At 66.8% G+C, this 17,046-nt stretch carries 16 protein-coding genes; 5 read left to right on the top strand and 11 right to left on the bottom strand.

Features of this window, described 5'->3' with window-relative positions:
- Nucleotides 1-215: 215 nt before the first annotated feature.
- The 7 genes from TSH64_RS26720 to TSH64_RS26690 all read right to left on the bottom strand — a co-directional run bounded on the left by TSH64_RS26720 (nucleotide 216) and on the right by TSH64_RS26690 (nucleotide 7,405).
- Entirely contained in the window at nucleotides 216-704 is a 489-nt protein-coding gene (locus tag TSH64_RS26720) for a YajQ family cyclic di-GMP-binding protein (protein WP_098737515.1), read from the bottom strand.
- 111 nt (nucleotides 705-815) lie between these two features.
- Entirely contained in the window at nucleotides 816-1,517 is a 702-nt protein-coding gene (locus TSH64_RS26715) for a hypothetical protein (protein ID WP_109449715.1), read from the bottom strand.
- A gap of 116 nt (nucleotides 1,518-1,633) precedes the next feature.
- On the bottom strand, nucleotides 1,634-2,659 hold the full coding sequence (locus TSH64_RS26710) for a peptide ABC transporter ATP-binding protein (RefSeq protein WP_247873165.1): 1,026 nt from the start codon (nucleotides 2,657-2,659) through the stop codon (nucleotides 1,634-1,636).
- Nucleotides 2,659-3,648, bottom strand: a complete 990-nt coding sequence (locus TSH64_RS26705) for an ABC transporter ATP-binding protein (protein ID WP_098737512.1) — start codon at nucleotides 3,646-3,648, stop codon at nucleotides 2,659-2,661. Before TSH64_RS26705 ends, TSH64_RS26710 begins: the two co-directional genes overlap by 1 nt.
- A gap of 4 nt (nucleotides 3,649-3,652) precedes the next feature.
- Nucleotides 3,653-4,564, bottom strand: coding sequence for an ABC transporter permease subunit (locus TSH64_RS26700; RefSeq protein ID WP_199237671.1), 912 nt, complete (start codon nucleotides 4,562-4,564; stop codon nucleotides 3,653-3,655).
- 9 nt (nucleotides 4,565-4,573) lie between these two features.
- Nucleotides 4,574-5,584, bottom strand: coding sequence for an ABC transporter permease subunit (locus TSH64_RS26695; protein ID WP_109050116.1), 1,011 nt, complete (start codon nucleotides 5,582-5,584; stop codon nucleotides 4,574-4,576).
- Between the two features lie 222 nt (nucleotides 5,585-5,806).
- Nucleotides 5,807-7,405 carry an ABC transporter substrate-binding protein gene (locus tag TSH64_RS26690; protein ID WP_109449711.1) on the bottom strand — a complete coding sequence of 533 codons (1,599 nt, stop codon included), beginning with the start codon at nucleotides 7,403-7,405 and terminating at the stop codon, nucleotides 5,807-5,809.
- 398 nt (nucleotides 7,406-7,803) lie between these two features.
- Between TSH64_RS26690 and TSH64_RS26685 the strand changes: the two genes are divergently transcribed.
- Both TSH64_RS26685 and TSH64_RS26680 read left to right on the top strand, forming a co-directional pair.
- Nucleotides 7,804-8,754: a DMT family transporter gene (locus tag TSH64_RS26685; RefSeq protein ID WP_247873164.1), complete on the top strand. Its 951-nt coding sequence runs from the start codon at nucleotides 7,804-7,806 to the stop codon at nucleotides 8,752-8,754.
- Nucleotides 8,755-8,774: 20 nt separating this feature from the next.
- Nucleotides 8,775-9,704 carry a ChbG/HpnK family deacetylase gene (locus TSH64_RS26680; RefSeq protein WP_247873163.1) on the top strand — a complete coding sequence of 310 codons (930 nt, stop codon included), beginning with the start codon at nucleotides 8,775-8,777 and terminating at the stop codon, nucleotides 9,702-9,704.
- A 5-nt stretch (nucleotides 9,705-9,709) separates the two neighbouring features.
- Here TSH64_RS26680 and TSH64_RS26675 read toward each other — a convergent pair whose 3' ends face one another.
- Nucleotides 9,710-11,344 carry an AMP-binding protein gene (locus tag TSH64_RS26675; RefSeq protein WP_109453056.1) on the bottom strand — a complete coding sequence of 545 codons (1,635 nt, stop codon included), beginning with the start codon at nucleotides 11,342-11,344 and terminating at the stop codon, nucleotides 9,710-9,712.
- A gap of 355 nt (nucleotides 11,345-11,699) precedes the next feature.
- A complete protein-coding gene (locus TSH64_RS26670; protein ID WP_109449707.1) occupies nucleotides 11,700-12,203 on the bottom strand; it encodes a hypothetical protein in 504 nt (167 codons plus the stop codon).
- Nucleotides 12,204-13,150: 947 nt separating this feature from the next.
- Here TSH64_RS26670 and TSH64_RS26665 point away from each other — a divergent pair.
- The gene (locus TSH64_RS26665; RefSeq protein ID WP_109449705.1) at nucleotides 13,151-13,954 is read left to right on the top strand and encodes a response regulator; all 804 of its coding nucleotides are present in this window, start codon (nucleotides 13,151-13,153) and stop codon (nucleotides 13,952-13,954) included.
- Nucleotides 13,955-13,982: 28 nt separating this feature from the next.
- On the opposite strand, the gene purU is transcribed toward TSH64_RS26665, so the two are convergent.
- Nucleotides 13,983-14,849 (bottom strand): formyltetrahydrofolate deformylase, encoded by an 867-nt coding sequence (gene purU, locus TSH64_RS26660; RefSeq protein ID WP_109449702.1) that lies wholly within the window; start codon nucleotides 14,847-14,849, stop codon nucleotides 13,983-13,985.
- 223 nt (nucleotides 14,850-15,072) lie between these two features.
- Here purU and TSH64_RS26655 point away from each other — a divergent pair, with 223 nt between their 5' ends.
- On the top strand, nucleotides 15,073-15,459 hold the full coding sequence (locus TSH64_RS26655) for a hypothetical protein (protein ID WP_109449699.1): 387 nt from the start codon (nucleotides 15,073-15,075) through the stop codon (nucleotides 15,457-15,459).
- A 156-nt stretch (nucleotides 15,460-15,615) separates the two neighbouring features.
- On the opposite strand, the gene TSH64_RS36005 is transcribed toward TSH64_RS26655, so the two are convergent.
- A complete protein-coding gene (locus TSH64_RS36005) occupies nucleotides 15,616-15,783 on the bottom strand; it encodes a hypothetical protein (RefSeq protein WP_199235334.1) in 168 nt (55 codons plus the stop codon).
- 257 nt (nucleotides 15,784-16,040) lie between these two features.
- On the opposite strand from TSH64_RS36005, the gene TSH64_RS26650 reads away from it, so the two are divergent.
- Nucleotides 16,041-16,883 carry an N-acetylmuramoyl-L-alanine amidase gene (locus TSH64_RS26650; protein WP_109449697.1) on the top strand — a complete coding sequence of 281 codons (843 nt, stop codon included), beginning with the start codon at nucleotides 16,041-16,043 and terminating at the stop codon, nucleotides 16,881-16,883.
- Nucleotides 16,884-17,046: the final 163 nt, after the last annotated feature.

Below are 17,046 nucleotides of genomic sequence, written 5' to 3'. Positions count from 1 at the left end.
ACCATCCCCGGCGGTTTGTGGCGAACCGCAGGGACACACGCAAAAATCACGCCATCACCACAACCGGCGATTCACAAGGGCCGGCGCCGCCCCTGCGACGATTTGACCGGCAAAAATTTCCCAGCCACCCGGCAGAAGATTCCCAGCCGCCCGGCAAGGCTTGCCTCGCCTTGCCGGGTCGGGCCGAACCGGGCCGGGACCAAGCCGGCTGGAGGTCAGTCGCGGAAGTTCTGGTACTGCAAGGGCTGCTCGATGCCCATCCGCTTGACCACGGCGATGGCGTCCTGCAGGTCGTCGCGCTTCTTGCCCGTCACCCGCAGCTCGTCGCCCTGGATCGAGACCTGGACCTTCATCTTGCTGTCCTTGATCCCTTTGACGATGGTCTTCGCCAGATCCTGCGCGATCCCCTGCTTGATCGTCACGGTGTGGCGCAGGGCATCACCCGCGGCGCGCTGCGGCTGCGCGGTGAAGTCCAGCGCCGCGGCGTCGAGCTTGCGGCGGGTCACATAGACGCGCAGCAGTTCCTGCATCTGCGCCAGCTTCGGCGCGTCGTCGGCCAGCAGAACGATCTCGTTCTCGGTCCGCTCCACCGTGCATTTGGAGCCCTTGAAGTCGAACCGGGTTTCGATCTCGCGGCGGACGCCGGCGAGAGCGTTGTCGATCTCGTGGACGTCCGTCTCGGACACGATGTCGAACGACGGCATGGCGGCACTCTCCCTGATAGGACTGCTGAGAAACGAATCGGGCCAACCGTAAAGAAGACGGCCGCCGCACTCAACAGCCGCTTTGCCCCCTCTGTTTCAGTGATGGGCATTTCACCGGACGGGCGGATGGAACGGCAGGGCGATTTCCCGCAACTCCTTGCCCGGCAGCAACAGGGTCGCCACCGCCCGGTCCGGCTCGAACCGCCAGCTGCGCGGATCCGTCAGGTCGGGGCCGTCACACTCCGCCGCCAGATCGGGGCCGAGCGCCGCCCGGCAGGCGGAAATCGCAGTCGCCGGCCAGGAGGCGGTGCCGAACATCTGCGCCGGTGTCGGCACCTGCTCGCGCACAAGATCGACCGTCAGCGCCGCCGCGTAGCGGAAGCCGTTGCCCTGCACCCCTTCACCCAGGAACTGGACCGACAGCAGACCGGGGGCGACGACGTGGACATCGGCGGTCAGGACCAGCTCCGCCTCGATCCCCTCCGGCAGATCGGCCGAGCTTTCGCGGAACGAGCGGACTTCGCCCTCGACGAAACGGCGCACCGTCTCATTGAAGAACGCGGCTCCGGGCGTGGCCGGATCGGCGATCTCCGGCCGCTCGGCCCGGATATGGAGGCGGCTGCCCGGCTGCCCTTCGGTCTGCGGAACCATGCGCAGCCGTGCGCCGAGCGCCGGTGTCGAACAGATCGGCTTTCCCTCCGCCGCCCCTGTTCCGGCGCGGGCCCGGGCACAGTCGACGCTGGCCGCAGCGGCTGGATCGGCAAGGGCAAGGAGGAGCGGCAGGCAGAAGGCGGCAAGGCGGCGAAGGGCCATGGTGCGGACTCCATCGCAGGGAGGCCGCTTCAGTGGAGCAAAGATAGCCCGGCCGCCGCAAGGGGGGCCGGGCTCATCGTCAGGGCAGACCGAAAGGGCACGTGTCCTGCCGCCGGTCAGTCCATCTTTTCGGCGTAGTGACAGGCCACCAGCCGCTCATCGACGGGGCGCAGCGGCGGAACCTCCGCCGAGCAGCGCTCGGTGGCGAAGGGGCAGCGCTTGTGGAAGGCGCAGCCCGGCGGCGGGTTCAGCGGCGACGGCAGTTCGCCCTTCGGCACCACCCGGTCGAGGCGGAGATCCGGGTTCACCCGCGGCGTCGCCGCCAGCAGGATGCGGGTGTAGGGATGGCGCGGACGGGTGAACACCACGTCCTTGGCGCCATGCTCCACCGGCTTGCCCAGATACATCACCATCAGCGAGTCGGCGATGTGCCGCACCACGCTGAGATCGTGGGAGATGAACAGGTAGGCGAGGTTCAGCTCTTCCTGCAAATCCATCATCAGGTTCAGCACCTGCGCCTGGATCGACACGTCGAGCGCCGACACCGGCTCGTCGGCGACGACGACGCGCGGATTCAGCATCAGGGCGCGGGCGATGGCGATGCGCTGGCGCTGGCCGCCGGAGAACATGTGCGGATAGCGGTCGACCTGATCGGGGCGCAGGCCCACCTTCCCCATCATGGCCACCGCGCGGTCGCGCCGCTCGTGCTTGTCCATGGCGGTGTTGATGACCAGCGGCTCGGTCAGGATGGAGCCGACCGTCTTGCGCGGGTTCAGCGAGCCGTAGGGATTCTGGAAGACCATCTGCACCGTGCGGCGCAGCTCCTTCATCTCCGCGGCACTGCGCCCGACCACGTCGCGGCCGTCATAATGCAGTTCGCCGGAGGTCGGCGGCTCGATCATGGTGACGGAGCGGGCCAGCGTCGACTTGCCGCAGCCCGATTCGCCGACCACCGCCAGCGTCTTGCCGGCCTGGAGGCGGAAGGACACGCCGTCCAGAGCCTTCACCGTCGCCATCGGCTTGAAGGCGCCGCGCTTGACCGCATAGTGCTTGCGAAGGTCGCGGGCCTCCAGCACAACCGAATTGCCGGCCGAGGCCTCGAAGATATGGGGTTCGTTCTGGGTTTCGGTCCGGATGGTCATCACAGCGCCTCCCCGGCGGCGGGATGGCCGTCCGGCAGCGGGTAGAAACAGCGCGCGCGCCCGTCGTCCACATCGAACAGCGCCGGGCGCTCGGCCCGGCAGCGCGCGTCGGCGAAGCGGCAGCGCGGGCTGAACAGGCAGCCGGCCGGCCGGTCGGCGATGCCCGGCACCATGCCGGGAATCGTCGGCAGACGGCGCTTACCGAGCGCCCGCTCCGGCAGCGCGTCCAGCAGGGCGCCGGTGTAGGGATGGCGCGGCCGCTCGAACAGGGACTGGACGGGCCTCGTCTCCGCCACTTGGCCGGCATACATGACGACGACGCGCTGGGCCGTCTCCGCCACCACGCCCATGTCATGGGTGATCAGGATCAGCGCCATGCCGCGTTCGCGCTGCAGCTGGACCAGCAGGTCGAGGATCTGCTTCTGGATGGTGACGTCCAGCGCCGTCGTCGGCTCGTCCGCCACCAGCAGGCGCGGGTTACAGGCGATGGCGATGGCGATCATCACGCGCTGGTTCATTCCGCCCGACAGCTGGTGCGGGAAGGCCGACAGGCGTGTCTCCGGCGCGGGGATGCCGACCTGCTCCAGCAGCGCGATGGCGCGGTTGCGCAGCGCCTTGCCGGACAGCCCCTCATGCACACGCAGGGTCTCCATGATCTGGAAACCGACGGTGAAGCAGGGGTTCAGGCTGGTCATCGGCTCCTGGAAGACCATGGCGACGTCCTTGCCGGTGATCTTCCGGCGCTGGGCGGCGGGCATGGTCAGCAGGTCGCGGCCGCCGAACATCATCCGGTCGGCGACGACGCGGCCGTTGGAACCGAGCAGCCCCATCACCGCAAGAGAGGTGACGGACTTGCCGGAGCCGGATTCGCCGACGATGCCGACGACCTCGCCTTCGTCCACGGTCAGGTCGATGCCATCCACCGCGCGGAAAGTGCCGGCGCGGGTGGTGAACTCGACCGACAGGTTCTTGATGTCGAGAAGAGGCATGAGGTCAACGCTTCAGCTTGGGGTCGAGCGCGTCGCGAAGACCGTCGCCCAACAGATTGAAGGCCAGCACCGTCACCAGGATGGCGATGCCGGGCCAGGTCACGACCCAGGGGGCGCGCTGGAGGAACTGCAGCGAGGAGGCCAGCATGGTACCCCATTCCGGCGTCGGCGGCTGCGCGCCGAGGCCGAGGAAGCCCAGCGCCGCGGCGTCCAGGATGGCGGTGGAGAAGCCCAGCGTCGCCTGCACGATCAGCGGAGCGACGCAGTTGGGCAGAACCACGATCAGCATCAGGCGCAGCGGCCCGGCCCCGGCGACGCGCGAGGCGACGACATAGTCCTTGTTCACCTCGGCCAGCACGGCGGCGCGGGTCAGGCGGGCATAGTGCGGGATCACCACCACCGACACCGCCAGCATGGCGTTCACCAGCCCCGGCCCGAGGATGGCGGCCACCACCACCGCCAGCAGCAGCGACGGCAGCGCCAGCAGGATGTCCATGGCGCGCATGATCAGCACGTCGGCCATGCCGCCGAAGAAGCCGGCGACCAGCCCCAGCCCCAGCCCGACGGCCAGCGACAGGGTGACGACGATCAGGCCGATCATCATCGACAGCCGCGCGCCGTACATCAGGCGGGACATCATGTCGCGGCCGATGTCGTCGGTGCCCAGGATGTAGCTCCAGCTCCCGCCCTCCTGCCAGACCGGCGGGGTCAGGATGGCGTCGCGGTACTGGATGTCGGGGTGGTGCGGGGCGATGACGCCGGCGAAGATGGCGATCAGCGCGATCAGCGCGATCACCACCAGGCCGCCGAGCGCGCCCTTGTTCTGCTTGAAGTGATACCAGAACTCGGTCAGCGGGTGCGGCGGGCGCGACACTGTGACTGCGGATTCTGCGTTGGTCGAGGTTTCAGCGGACATGGATTGGCCTCACCGCGCGTGACGGATGCGGGGGTTGAGGACGCCGTACAGCACGTCCACCAGCAGATTGACCAGGATCACCGAGGTGGCGATCAGCAGGACGCCGCCCTGCAGGGCCGGATAGTCGCGGCGGTTGATTGATTCGATCAGCCATTTGCCGACGCCCGGCCAGGAGAAGATGGTCTCGGTCAGGATGGCGCCGCCCAGCAGCGTGCCGACCTGCAGGCCGATCACGGTCACCACCGGGATCAGCGCGTTGCGCAGCGCATGCATGCCGATGACCCGGCCGCTGTCCAGGCCCTTGGCGCGGGCGGTGCGGATGTAATCCTCGCCCAGCACCTCCAGCATGGCCGAACGCGTCATGCGCGCCACCACGGCCAGCGGCACGGTGCCGAGCACGATGGTCGGCAGGATCAGATGCGACAACGCCGAGCGGAACGCCTCGTAATCGCCGGCCATCAGCGTGTCGATCAGCATGAAGCCGGTCACCGGCTCCACGTAATAAACCAGATCCAGGCGCCCCGAGACCGGGGTCCAGCCCAGCGCGACCGAGAAGAACAGGATCAGCAGCAGGCCCCACCAGAAGATCGGCATGGAATAGCCGGTCAGGCTGGCGCCCATCACGCCATGGTCGAACAGCGACCCGCGCTTGACCGCCGCCAGGATGCCGGCCGGCAAGCCCACCAGCGTCGCGAACAGCATGGCGCAGAGCGCCAGTTCGAGCGTCGCCGGGAACAGGGTGATGAATTCGCTCAGCACCGAATTGTGGGTGACCAGCGACAGGCCGAAATCGCCGGACAGCACGTTGCCGACATAATCGAGGAACTGTTGCCAGAGCGATTGGTCGAGACCCAGTTCATGGCGGAGGGCGGCCAGCCGTTCGGGCGCGATACCCCGTTCGCCGACGCGCACCTCGATGGGGTCGCCGGGAACCAGCCGGATCAGGATGAAGGTCAGAAAGGTGATGCCGAGAAAAGTCGGAATCACCAAGCTTACCCGCGTCAGGATGAAGCGAAGCATCGACGGGTACTCGTTTTTTAAAACTACGGTGAAAACTGGAACGGAGCGCTGACTTGGCAACGCCCCGTTCCATCAGGGGCACCTGCCCCCACTCCGGCCCTTCCCCGCTTGCGCAGGGTTGGGAATGCCACTCTGTTCAAAGGGTTGGAGGCGCGGAACCCCAAGGCCTCCAACCCGGTACACCCGGCGCCGCACCCCCTTTTTGCAGGGGCGCGTCACGCATCACTTCAGGTCGACGCCTTCGAAGCGATGGATGCCGAACGGGTCCATCTTGTAGCCGACGACATTCTTGGCGAGGCCCATGTAAACCACCGAATGGGCGATGGTGTACCACGGGGCCTCTTCCTTGAAGATGACCTGCGCCTGCTCGTACAGCTTGGTGCGCGCGGCGATGTCGGTGGTGCGCTTGGCCTGGACGACGAGGTCGTCGAACTCCTTGTTGCACCACTTCGACAGGTTGTTGCCGCCCGGACGCGCAGCCTCGCAACCCAGCAGGGTGTAGAGGAAGTTGTCCGGATCGCCGTTGTCGCCGGTCCAGCCGAGCATGCCCATCTGGTGCTCGCCCTGCTGCATCCGCTTGCGGTACTCACCCCACTCGTACTGCACGATCTTCGCCTTGATGCCGACCTTGGCCAGATCGGCCTGCATCATCTCGGCGACGCGCTTGGCGTTGGGGTTGTACGGGCGCTGCACCGGCATCGCCCACAGGTCGGTCTCGAAGCCGTTGGGATAGCCCGCGTCGGCGAGCAGCTTCTTGGCGCGCTCGACGTCGTAGGGATAATCCTCGATGGCGTTGTTGTACGACCACATGGTCGGCGGGATCGGGTTCTTGGCCGGGACGCCGGCAGCCTGATAAACCGCGGCGACCGTCGCCTTCTTGTCGAGCGCCATGCTGACGGCGCGGCGGACCCGCACGTCGTCGAACGGCTTCTTCGTCACGTTGAAGGAGACGTAACCGACGTTCAGGCCTTCCTGCTCCTGGACGACGATGGAGGTGTCCTTCTTCATGCCGTCGATGTCGGCCGGATTCGGGTACGGCATGATCTGGCATTCGTTGGCCTTCAGCTTGGCCAGACGAACCGCCGCATCGGGCGTGATCGCGAAGACGAGGTTGTCGAGCGGCTGCTTGCCGCCCCAATACTGCTCGAACGCCTTGTACCGGATGACGGCGTCCTTCTGGTAGGCGACGAACTGGAAGGGACCGGTGCCGACCGGAACCTGGTCCAGCTTCTCCGGCGTGCCCTTCTTCAGCAGCATCGCGCCATATTCGGCCGACATGATCGGGGCGAACGGCATGGCGAGGTTGGCCAGGAACGGCGCCTCGACCGCGTTCAGCGTGAACTTGACCGTCAGGTCGTCGACCTTCTCGATCGACTTCAACAACTTGGGCATCGCCATGTCGTTGAAGTAATCGTAGGCGCCGCCGGAGATCTTGTGGAAGGGATGATCCGGCTTCCACTGGCGCTCGAACGAGAAGATCACATCTTCGGCGTTGGCATCGCGGGTCGGCTTGAAATCGCCGACGCTGTGCCACTTGGCACCGGCGCGCAGCTTGAAGGTGTAGACCAGCCCGTCGTCGGAGATGGTCCAGGATTCCGCCAGGCCGGGAACGACCTTGGTGCCGCCATGCTCGAACTGGACGAGGTTGTTGTAGACCGGAAGAGCAACGTCGAAGCTGGTGCCGGTCGTGTTCAACATGGGGTTGAAGTTTTCGGGGCTACCCTCGGAGCAATAAACAAGGGTCTTCGCCGCCTGGGCCGGCGCCGACAGCGCCAGCGCCGCGGCCATACCAAGCCCGGCACCCAGCAGGATGCGCTTCATTCGTCTTGCCTCCCGATTCCGATTGGAGCGTATGGAAATTTGCCAGAACGCCTATGAAATAGCGCCGCCATTTGGCGCGTGCCCAAGGCGCCTGTCAACGCCTACATGCATACGTGGCTATACCGTGGCGCAGAGCACAATTCGTGGCGCCAATACGTCCGTATGGATACATTTTCGCCCCCGAAAACGAAACAGTTGCAAAGCCAACCATCCGGTTGACCGAACCGGCAGCTTCCTGCCCCTGCGAATCAGGCCATGCGGGTGGGTCGCCGGGGAAATGCGCGCAGCCGATGGAGGCGGTCGGCTGCCATGCGCACCCGCCGTGAAGTCCGGCGGCGAGCCCCATGCTAGGCTGGGTTGCACCTGTGATGGAACCATTTTTCGGATACCGGTCCGGCATGCCCTTTCCGCTTCTGCCGTCCTCCCTGCGGTCCGGACCACTGGCCGCCTACAGCCTCTACATCGTCGGGTCGGCACTGCTGGCCTCCAACCCAGTGGTCGGGCGGGCGGCGGCGCATGTGGTGCCGCCGATCGGGCTGGCCTTCTGGCGCTGGCTGATCGCCTTCCTGATCGTGCTGCCCTTCGCCCTGCCGGGCCTGCTGGCCCACCGCCACCGATTGAGGGCGCAATGGCGGCGCTATCTGCTGCTGGGCGTGCTGGGCCAGGGGATTTCGGGCGCCATCGTCTATTACGGGCTGGAGCGGACCAGCGCCACCAACGCCAGCCTGATCTATGCCACCAGCCCGGCGATGATCCTGGCGCTGGCCGCGGTCTGGCTGGGCGACGCCATCCGGCTGCGGCAGATCCTCGGCATCCTGCTGGCGATGGCCGGCGTGCTGGTGATCCTGACCCGCGGCGATCTGGAGGCCTTGCGGCACCTGTCCTTCAACGGCGGCGACCTGCTGGTGCTGACCGGGGCGGTGTCCTGGTCGGTCTACACCATCCTGCTGCGGCAATCGGGCACACCCCTGCCGGTGGTCACCGCCTTCGCCGCCAATGCGCTGGCCGGCGTGCTGGTACTGGCGCCCTTCTATGCGTGGGAGACGGTGGCGGTGCGGCCGGTCCCCGTCACCGTCTCCACCGTCCTGTCGATCGTCGCCGTGGCGCTGTTCGCCTCGGTTCTGGCTCTGCTGGCCTATCAGAAGACCATCGTGATGATGGGGGCGGCGCGCGCCTCCACCGCGCTGTACGTGTCGCCGCTGTGGGCGGCGCTGGCCTCCTGGCTGATGCTGTCCGAGCCGTTGCAGGGCTTCCATCTGATGGGCGTGCTTCTGGTGCTGCCCGGCGTGATGCTCGCCACCCTGCAGGCCCGCAAGCCGGCGGCGGAACCGGCCGGCAAAGCGGCCTGAGCGGCATCGCCGGACCGGTATTGCTTGATCGCCACGGGCCGCCCTCCCATCTTGGCCGGACCTTCGCCACCCGCACCCGTCCGGCCATGACCGAAACCGCCCCCACCCACTTGCTGCTCTGCGCCGACGATTACGGGCTGGCTCCTGGCGTCAACGCCGCCATCCGCGACCTGATCGCCCGGGGACGGCTGACCGCCACCTCGGTCATGAGCCTCTGCCCGCACTGGCGCAGCGGGGCGGATGCGTTGCGCGAGCTGAAGGGCAAGGCGGATGTCGGGCTGCATTTCACCCTGACCGACCAGCCGCCGCTGGGACCGATGCCGACGCTGGCGCCGGACGGGCGGCTGCCGCCGCTGGGGCAGCTGATGGGCTGGGCCTATCGCGGGAGGCTGAACGCGCCGGCGGCACGGGCGGAGATCCGTGACGAACTGTCGCGCCAGATCGCCGCCTTCACCGACGCCTGGGGCGGGCCGCCCGACTATATCGACGGCCACCAGCACATCCACCAGTTGCCGGTCGTCCGCGATGCGGTGGCGGAGGCGCTGGCCGCCTTGCCCGGCGCTTATGTCCGCCTGTGCGGCGAGCCGGTGGCGGCGGTATTGCGCCGGGGCGTGGCGGTGCCGAAGACGCTGCTGATCGGCGGGCTGGGCGGCGGGCTGAGGCGCATGGTGCGGGACCGCGGCATCCCGGCCAACGACCGCTTCGCCGGAGTCTACGACTTTGCCGGCAGCCGCCCCTTCGCCGAGCTGATGTCCCGTTTTCTGGACGGGATCGGCGGCCGGACGCTGGTGATGGTGCACCCCGGCCTGCCCGACGATGAGCTGCGCCGCGTCGACACGCTGGTCGAACCGCGGCGCGCCGAATATGACTATCTGCGCGGGCCGGAGTTCGCCGCCCTGCTGGAGGCGCGCAACATCCGGCTGACCCGCTTCGCCGGCTTCTCCCGCTAGGAGCGCTACTCCGCCTCGTCCGGCTGCCAGGCGCGGCGGCGCAGCTTGAAGCGCTGGACCTTGCCGGTCTCCGTCCGCGGCAGGGCGTCGAGGAACTCCACCGCGCGGGGGTACTTGTAGGGCGCGATGTGGTCCTTGACGAAGCTTTGCAGCTCCTCCGCCAGACGCTCGTCGGGGCGGACATCGTCGCGCAGCACGACGAAGGCCTTGGGGATGGTGCCGCGCACCGGATCGGGCGCGGCGATCACCGCGCATTCCTGCACCGCGTCGTGGCTCAGCAGGATGTTCTCGACCTCCAGCCCGGAGATCTTGTAGCCGGCCGAGACGATCAGGTCGTCGGTGCGGGCGTGGTACCAGAAGAAGCCGTCCTCATCGACGTGGAAGGCGTCGCCGGTCAGGTTCCAGCCCTGCTGGACATAGCTTTCCTGGCGCGGGTCGTCGAGATAGAGGCAGCCGGTCGCCCCGCGCACCGCCAGCCGGCCGACTTGGCCGGGGGGAAGCCGGCGGAACTGGTCGTCCACCACCATCGCCTCATAGCCCGGCACCGGCTTGCCGGTGGAGCCCGGGCGCACATTGCCGGGCACGGCATGCAGCACGGCGTTCAGCAGCTCGGTGGTGCCCAGGCTGTCGAGGATTTCCAGGCCGGTGGCGTCGCGCCAGCCCTCGAAGGTCTGCTGCGGCAGCGGCTCTCCGGCCGAGATACACAGGCGCAGGCCGGACAGCCCCTTCGCCAGCGCCGGGTCGGCGGCCATGCGGCCGATCATGCCGCGATAGACGGTCGGCACGGTGAACATCACCGTCGCCTTGTGGCGGGTGGCAGCCTCGATCAGCCGGTCGGCGGTCCCGCGCTCCAGCAGGATCACCGAGGCGCCGATGCGCAGCGGGAACAGCAGCAGCCCGCCCAGCCCGTAGGCGAAGGCCAGCGTCGGCGAGCCGCAGAAGACATCATCGGCCGTCGTCCCCAGCACGGAGCGCGGCGACAGGTCGGAAATCGCCAGCAGATGGCGGTGCAGATGGGCGGCGGCCTTCGGCGTGCCGGTGGTGCCGGAGGTGAAGGCGATCAGCGCCACATCGTCCTGCGCCGTGTCGGCGGCCTCGAAGCCGGGCGGCTTGGTGGCGATGCGGTGTTCCAGCTCGCCGTCGCGGAAGCCGACAATGCGCAGCGAGGGCAGCGCCGCCTCTTCCAGGTCATCGAGGAAATGCGTGTCGCACAGCGCCATGTCGATGGAGGCGCGCTTCAGCACGTCGGCCAGCTCGGGCGCGCGCAGCAGCGGCATGGTCGGCACCAGCACCCCGCCGGCCTTGATCACCGCCAGCCAGCAGGCGGCCAGCATCGGCGTGTTGGGGCCGCGCAGCAGGACGCGGTTGCCGGTGACCAGCCCGTAATCCTCGGTCAGGACGCGGGCGATGCGGTCGACGGTGTCGCGCATCCGGCCATAGCTCCAGACCTCGCCGTCGCCGCCGATCAGGCAGGGGCGGCCGTCCCAGCCGCGCTCGCGCCAGCCGTCGATCAGGACGGAGACCGCGTTGAGGCGCTGCGGATACTGGAGTTCCGGACGGTCGAGGATCAGGTCGGGGCGCTGTGACGGTGCCGGCAGCCGGTCACGGGTGAAGCTGTCCAAATGTCCGGATGGCGTCATGCGCTGCGTCATCTCCCCCCGTTGCTGGACGGGAAGAATGGGGCCGGCGTGATCGGTGGGCGGACCCGGCCGCCACACGCGCGGTTCAGACACGGCCATGCCATCGGCCGGCGCGAATGCGCATCCCTTCATGGGCAATGCTCCATCTCCCCCCGCAGAGGACGCATGAACACGCCTCCGTCTTATCTTTTATGATCCGACTATAGTGCCAGGGGGAGCAAGTGAGCCATGCAACGAACGAATGGTGGGTGCACCATCAATCGCCATTCGTGCCGGGACAAGTGACTGAAAAGGCCAGTTTTTCGTTGGTAAGACGCATGATTTGGAACGAAAGTACGGGTCGGCGTACCGATCGTCAGCCGTTCTGCAGGTAAAGATCGATCTCGCCCTGCTCCATCACATGGGCGGTGCCGTGGATGATGCCGTTGGCGATCTGGATGATGCGGTGGATCATCGCGACGGAGGTCTGGCAGTCCACCCGCAGCTTGTCGGGATCGCCGCTGTCGATGTCGGTGCCGATCCGCTCCAGCGTGTGGGCGATCACCTGATGGGCCTGGGCGATGGTGTCCTCGAAAGGGCGGAGGAACTTGGACGGCACATGGCCGTAGGCCTCGATCGCCAGCTCCTTGTCGGAGAAGCCGCTGTCGCGGAAATGCTCGGCATAGCTCTTGGGCTGCCAGATGCGGCATTCCTCCAGCATGTCCGGCATGTCCGGGATCATCTCGATCAGCATCACGATTTCGTTGAAGTGATTGAGATAGTCGGTCGCCAGCAGCGTCTTCTCGGAAATGTTCGTGCCGCGCACGCGCTCCCGCCACCGGGCGAAGTCGGCCAGCTCATCCGGCGGAATGCCGTCCATCAGGGACCGATCCAACTCTTGGTCTTCCATGCACAAACCCGGACCCGATGCGGCAGCCCACGCGATACCCCGGCCGGCACAGATCCGCCGGCCTTGAAACGGAGGGCGCGCCCAAAGACGCCATGCCCCAACCGTGTGCCGATGTCCTTAACGTTGGATTAAACGCGTTGCAAGCGCCGGCTTGTGAAAGTCCCCGATTGACAGAAGCGAGGCGGCGACATGGCCGTTATCTTGGCAGATAAAAATTCGCCGCCGGCGCCACCCGCGTGATGTCGCGGCGGCGCCCGGCGGCGACTAGGATTGGCGGTTCAGGGAGGAATCACACCATGCCGATCCCAACACCGCCGCTGACGGTTGGTTCCCAAGGGGGACGGTCTGCGGTTTGAATCGCTGCCTTGGCGAACAAGAAAAACGCGCCGGCCTGGGGGTTGGCCGGCGCGCACGAGGATCGGGAACACTCGCCTCGCCCTCGCACGGCAGCGGAAAGACCGATGCCGGAGGGCAAAGACAGAGTGGGCTTGTAAGCCTTTCCGAACGGTTAAGTCCGCCCTTCCGGCATCCCTAATGCCATGCCGGTCATAGGCCGCCCGCAAGGCCATGCGGGCGACATCCGGCCTTGCTTCATATTATGCATACTGAGTAACCCGTTGTCGGTATCTCGAATAAATCTTTCGGGTTCACTCCCGTTAGGCCGCGGACTGCGCCATATGAATTCCACCGCTGCAGCTCGGGATGAGTCAGTCTGCTGATCGAAGCAGCGGCGATGGCGTCGTGATCCCCGGCAGGGCCGCCCAGGCGGTCCGGTCGCCGGATTTCAGCGCCGGACATGCGGACCGGGAACAGGCGCCCGGAAGAGATCGAGTTGCACCGGCCGTATCCGGGATCCCGGAAACGGCATATCGGGTGGATGCCAGGAACACGCGCCGCAGAAAGGCACGGGGAGAGAGATGGAGCAGTACACCGGTCACTTCATGCAGCATTTGCCCTACCTGCGCCGTTACGCCCGCGCGCTGACCGGGACGAACGGGCGGGGGGACGCCTTGGTGACCCGCACCCTGGAATGGTATCTGGAGGCGGACGAGGCTGAGAACGGCCGTGGCGACGACACGTCGCGCGGCCCGCTCTATCGCCATCTGCACAAACTGCAGGACGAAGACGGCTCACCCCCCGCGGTCGCGCCCTATCATCCGGTGGAATCGGCGCTGATGACGCTGGCGGAGACCGACCGCCGGCTCTACCTGCTGGTCAATCTGGAGGATCTGCCGGTCGGCGAGGCCGCCGCCGTTCTGGGCATCGCCCCGGAAGATGCGATGGAGCGGCTGACCCACGCCCGCGAGCGTGTCCGTGCCCGGCTGACCGCCACCATCCTGATCGTCGAGGACGACGCCATCATCGCCTACGATCTGGCGGAAACGGTGCGCGGCATGGGCCACATCGTCTGCGGCAACGCGGCGACGATGGACGAGGCGCTGTCGCTGGCGGCGGAACACCGGCCGACGCTGGCCCTGATGGACATCCGGCTGGCCGACGGCGACAACGGGCTGGAAGTGGCGCGCGAGCTGCGGGCCCGCCGCTTCCTGCCGGTGATCTTCGTCACCGCCTTCCCGGACGATCTGGCCAAGCACGGGCTGGAGCATCTGGGCCCGGTGATTCCGAAGCCCTTCACCCGCGACCAGATCGAACAGGCGATCACGCGGGCCGTGTTCATGCCGCAGCCGGAAGATGCCCGCGAGGCGGCGCAGCCCCATTGAGGGGCGGCACCGCTTCACTCGGAAGGCTTTAGCGGAAGACCACCGTCTTGTTGCCGTTCAGCAGCACACGATGCTCCACGTGGTAGCGGACGGCACGGGCCAGCACGATGTTCTCGATATCACGCCCGATGGCCACCAGGTCGTCGGGCGTCATCGTATGGTCGACACGCTCCGCCTCCTGCTCGATGATCGGGCCTTCGTCGAGGTTGGACGTGACATAGTGCGCGGTGGCGCCGATCAGCTTCACGCCACGGGCATGGGCCTGGTGGTAGGGCTTGGCGCCCTTGAAGCTGGGCAGGAAGCTGTGGTGGATGTTGATCACCCGGCCGGCCATCCGCTCGCACAGTGCGCCGGACAGCACCTGCATGTAGCGGGCGAGCACCACGAGGTCGATTTTCTCCTCGTCGACGATCTCCAGCAGGCGGGCTTCCTGCTGCGCCTTGTTGTCGGACGCGACCGGCAGATGGTGGAACGGGATGTTGTGCCACGCCGCCAGCTGATAGAAATCGCGGTGGTTGGAGACGATGGCCGGGATCTCGATCGGCAGATAGCCGGTGCGGTAGCGGTACAGCAGGTCGTTCAGGCAGTGGCCGAACTTCGACACCATGATCAGCACGCGCGGGCGGCGCCGGGCGTCGTGGATCTTCCAGGTCATGCCGAAGCGCTCGGCCACCTGCGCCGCAAAGTCTGCTTCCAGCTGCGCCTTGGTCTGCCCGGCCGGGTTGCCGTTGAAGCTGACGCGCATGAAGAACAGGCCGGAGATGCGGTCGCCGAACTGCGCGCTGTCGATGATGTTGCAGCTCCGCTCCGCCAGGAAGCCGGACACCGCGAAGACGATGCCGACGGTGTCGGGGCAGGAAACGGTGAGGATATAGTCGGAGCCGGTCTCAGACATCGCGCGTCCACCATGGCGTACAGCAAGAAAAGGGGGAGGCTTCCCTAGCACGAACGCCGCGATGTTGCACCCGCTTCATGAGCGACTGTGCACATGGCTGTACCGTCAAGCGCGTGTGCCGCCGATGCCGGGCGGTCCACACCGCTCTGGAATCGCCGGACCGGCGGTGCGACAATCGGCGACGGCGGCCGGGCCAGGCCGGCGGAGGAAGACGGGGTCGACCATGGCATCCGGCGGCAAGATCATCGGTGAATACACCAAGGGCAAGGTCGACAAGCTGATGACGGCGGATGCCGCCGACAGCAGCCGCAGCCAGCGCATCCGCCATTTTCTGGAAAACATGGATGCCGCGATCCTGGAGGCCAACTGCGAGGTCATCGGCCGCGAATTGCCGAACCTCAACCGCGACTCCTTCCTGCGGATGGCGGTGCGGGTGGCGGAACTGCGCGCCGACTATATCCGTGCCGGCCTGAAGATGTCGGAGTCCCGCCACCCGGACGCTGCCGCCGTCGCGGACCTCGCCCGCCTGCGCGCGGCCTACGAGCAGATGCTGGCGGTTTACGAGGCCGCGGAGCGGGTGATCGAACGTGGATACGCCAAGCTGGGATAAGACGCCGGGGTTTCGCCCTTTTCCCTGGAAACAAGACCCGGAAACAAAAATCCCCTTCCCCGCGATCCTGCGGAGAAGGGGGCGCGACCCGTCGGTCACAAAATTCAGTGGCGACCTATCCAAAAGACGCCGGTCGGCCAAAGCCGATGGCCGGGGTCAGACGTCGTGGAAATGTTCCAACTCACGACGCAGGCTGGTGGCCTCCTGTTGCAGGCCGACGATCCGGCGGACGTCAGGACTCTGCTGCTGCTCTTCGCGTTCGAGCTTGTCCTCGATATCGCGCTGCTCTTGCCGGATGATGTTGAACAGTGCTTTCCTCAACATCGACACCTCCCGAGCTGATCGCTAAAATTTTAGCGCTTTTTCAATTCGCCTTCAAGCAACCAATGACCTCTGTCGAATCCTCGGCACGTCAAGTCTGCGCCGGTTACCGAATGCCCACAAATATTCAGAAACGGTAATCTGGCCGGCCTTGACAATACTTTTGCGCCGCCGCATTGGTTAATGATTCAGGCTAGATGAACGGATGGCACGGCTTGGTGCCGATGACTTCCCTCCTTTGCAGCACGGTATTTTTGGCCATGGATCGACGACAGCTGCTTGGGCTCGGGCTCAGCAAGCTTTGGTTAACCGCCTTCGGCGCCGCCGGCCTGGCGCTGGCCCAGCCGTTGGGTTCGGGCAGCGCCCAGGCGTCGGGCCGGCGGCCCGACCGCAAACCGGCCGGCGGCACATCGTCGCGGTCGCGGCTGGTGATGCTCGATCCCGGCCATGGCGGCAACGATCCCGGCGCCATAGGCACCCGCGGCACCTTCGAGAAGGAGGTGACGCTGGACATCGCCCGCGACGTGGCGCGCATCCTGGCAGAGCGGCATGGCGTCGCCGCCAGGCTGACGCGGCGGGACGACCGCTTCCTGGCGCTGGACGACCGGGTTGCGCTGACGCGCGAGGCCGGGGCCGACCTGTTCGTGTCGATCCACGCCGACAGCGCCCCCAATGCGGACGCCCGCGGCCTGTCCGCCTACATCCTGTCGGAAAAGGCATCGGACTCCTTCGCCTCCCGCCTCGCCCAGCAGGAGAACCAAGCCGACCGCTTCGGCAAGCCGGGGGCGGTCGGCGGCGGCCGGATCGTCAAGGACATCCTGATGGACCTGACGGCGCGCCACACCCGCCATGCCTCGCTGGCCGCCCGCCAGATCCTGGTGGAGGGGGCGGGCAAGGAGCTGCGCCTGCTCGAGAACCCGATGCGGGCGGCCAATTTCGCGGTGCTGAAGGCGCCGGACGTGCCGTCGGTTCTGGTGGAAACCGGTTTCCTGTCCAATCCCAGGGACGAGGAAATCCTGGGCGACGCGACCGCCCGGCGGGTGGTTTCCCGCGTCCTGGCCCGTGAAATCGCCGGCGTGCTTTCCAGCCCAGCTTTCGCCTGATTTCACACCGAAACTGCATGAGGCGCTGCGGCGGATTTTCTGCCGCGGCCACTCCTTCGCACTCGCAGCGACTGCAACATCCGTGCATCACATCGGGACAAAGTGACGATGACTGGTGAAAGCCTCGAATTTCCCCATTGCAAAGACCGTTCCGCCGTGACTT

This window comes from Azospirillum sp. TSH64 (assembly GCF_003116035.1).
Lineage (GTDB): Bacteria > Pseudomonadota > Alphaproteobacteria > Azospirillales > Azospirillaceae > Azospirillum.
Note: the sequence above shows the minus strand (reverse complement) of the source record. Positions and strands in the feature narration are given on the sequence as shown.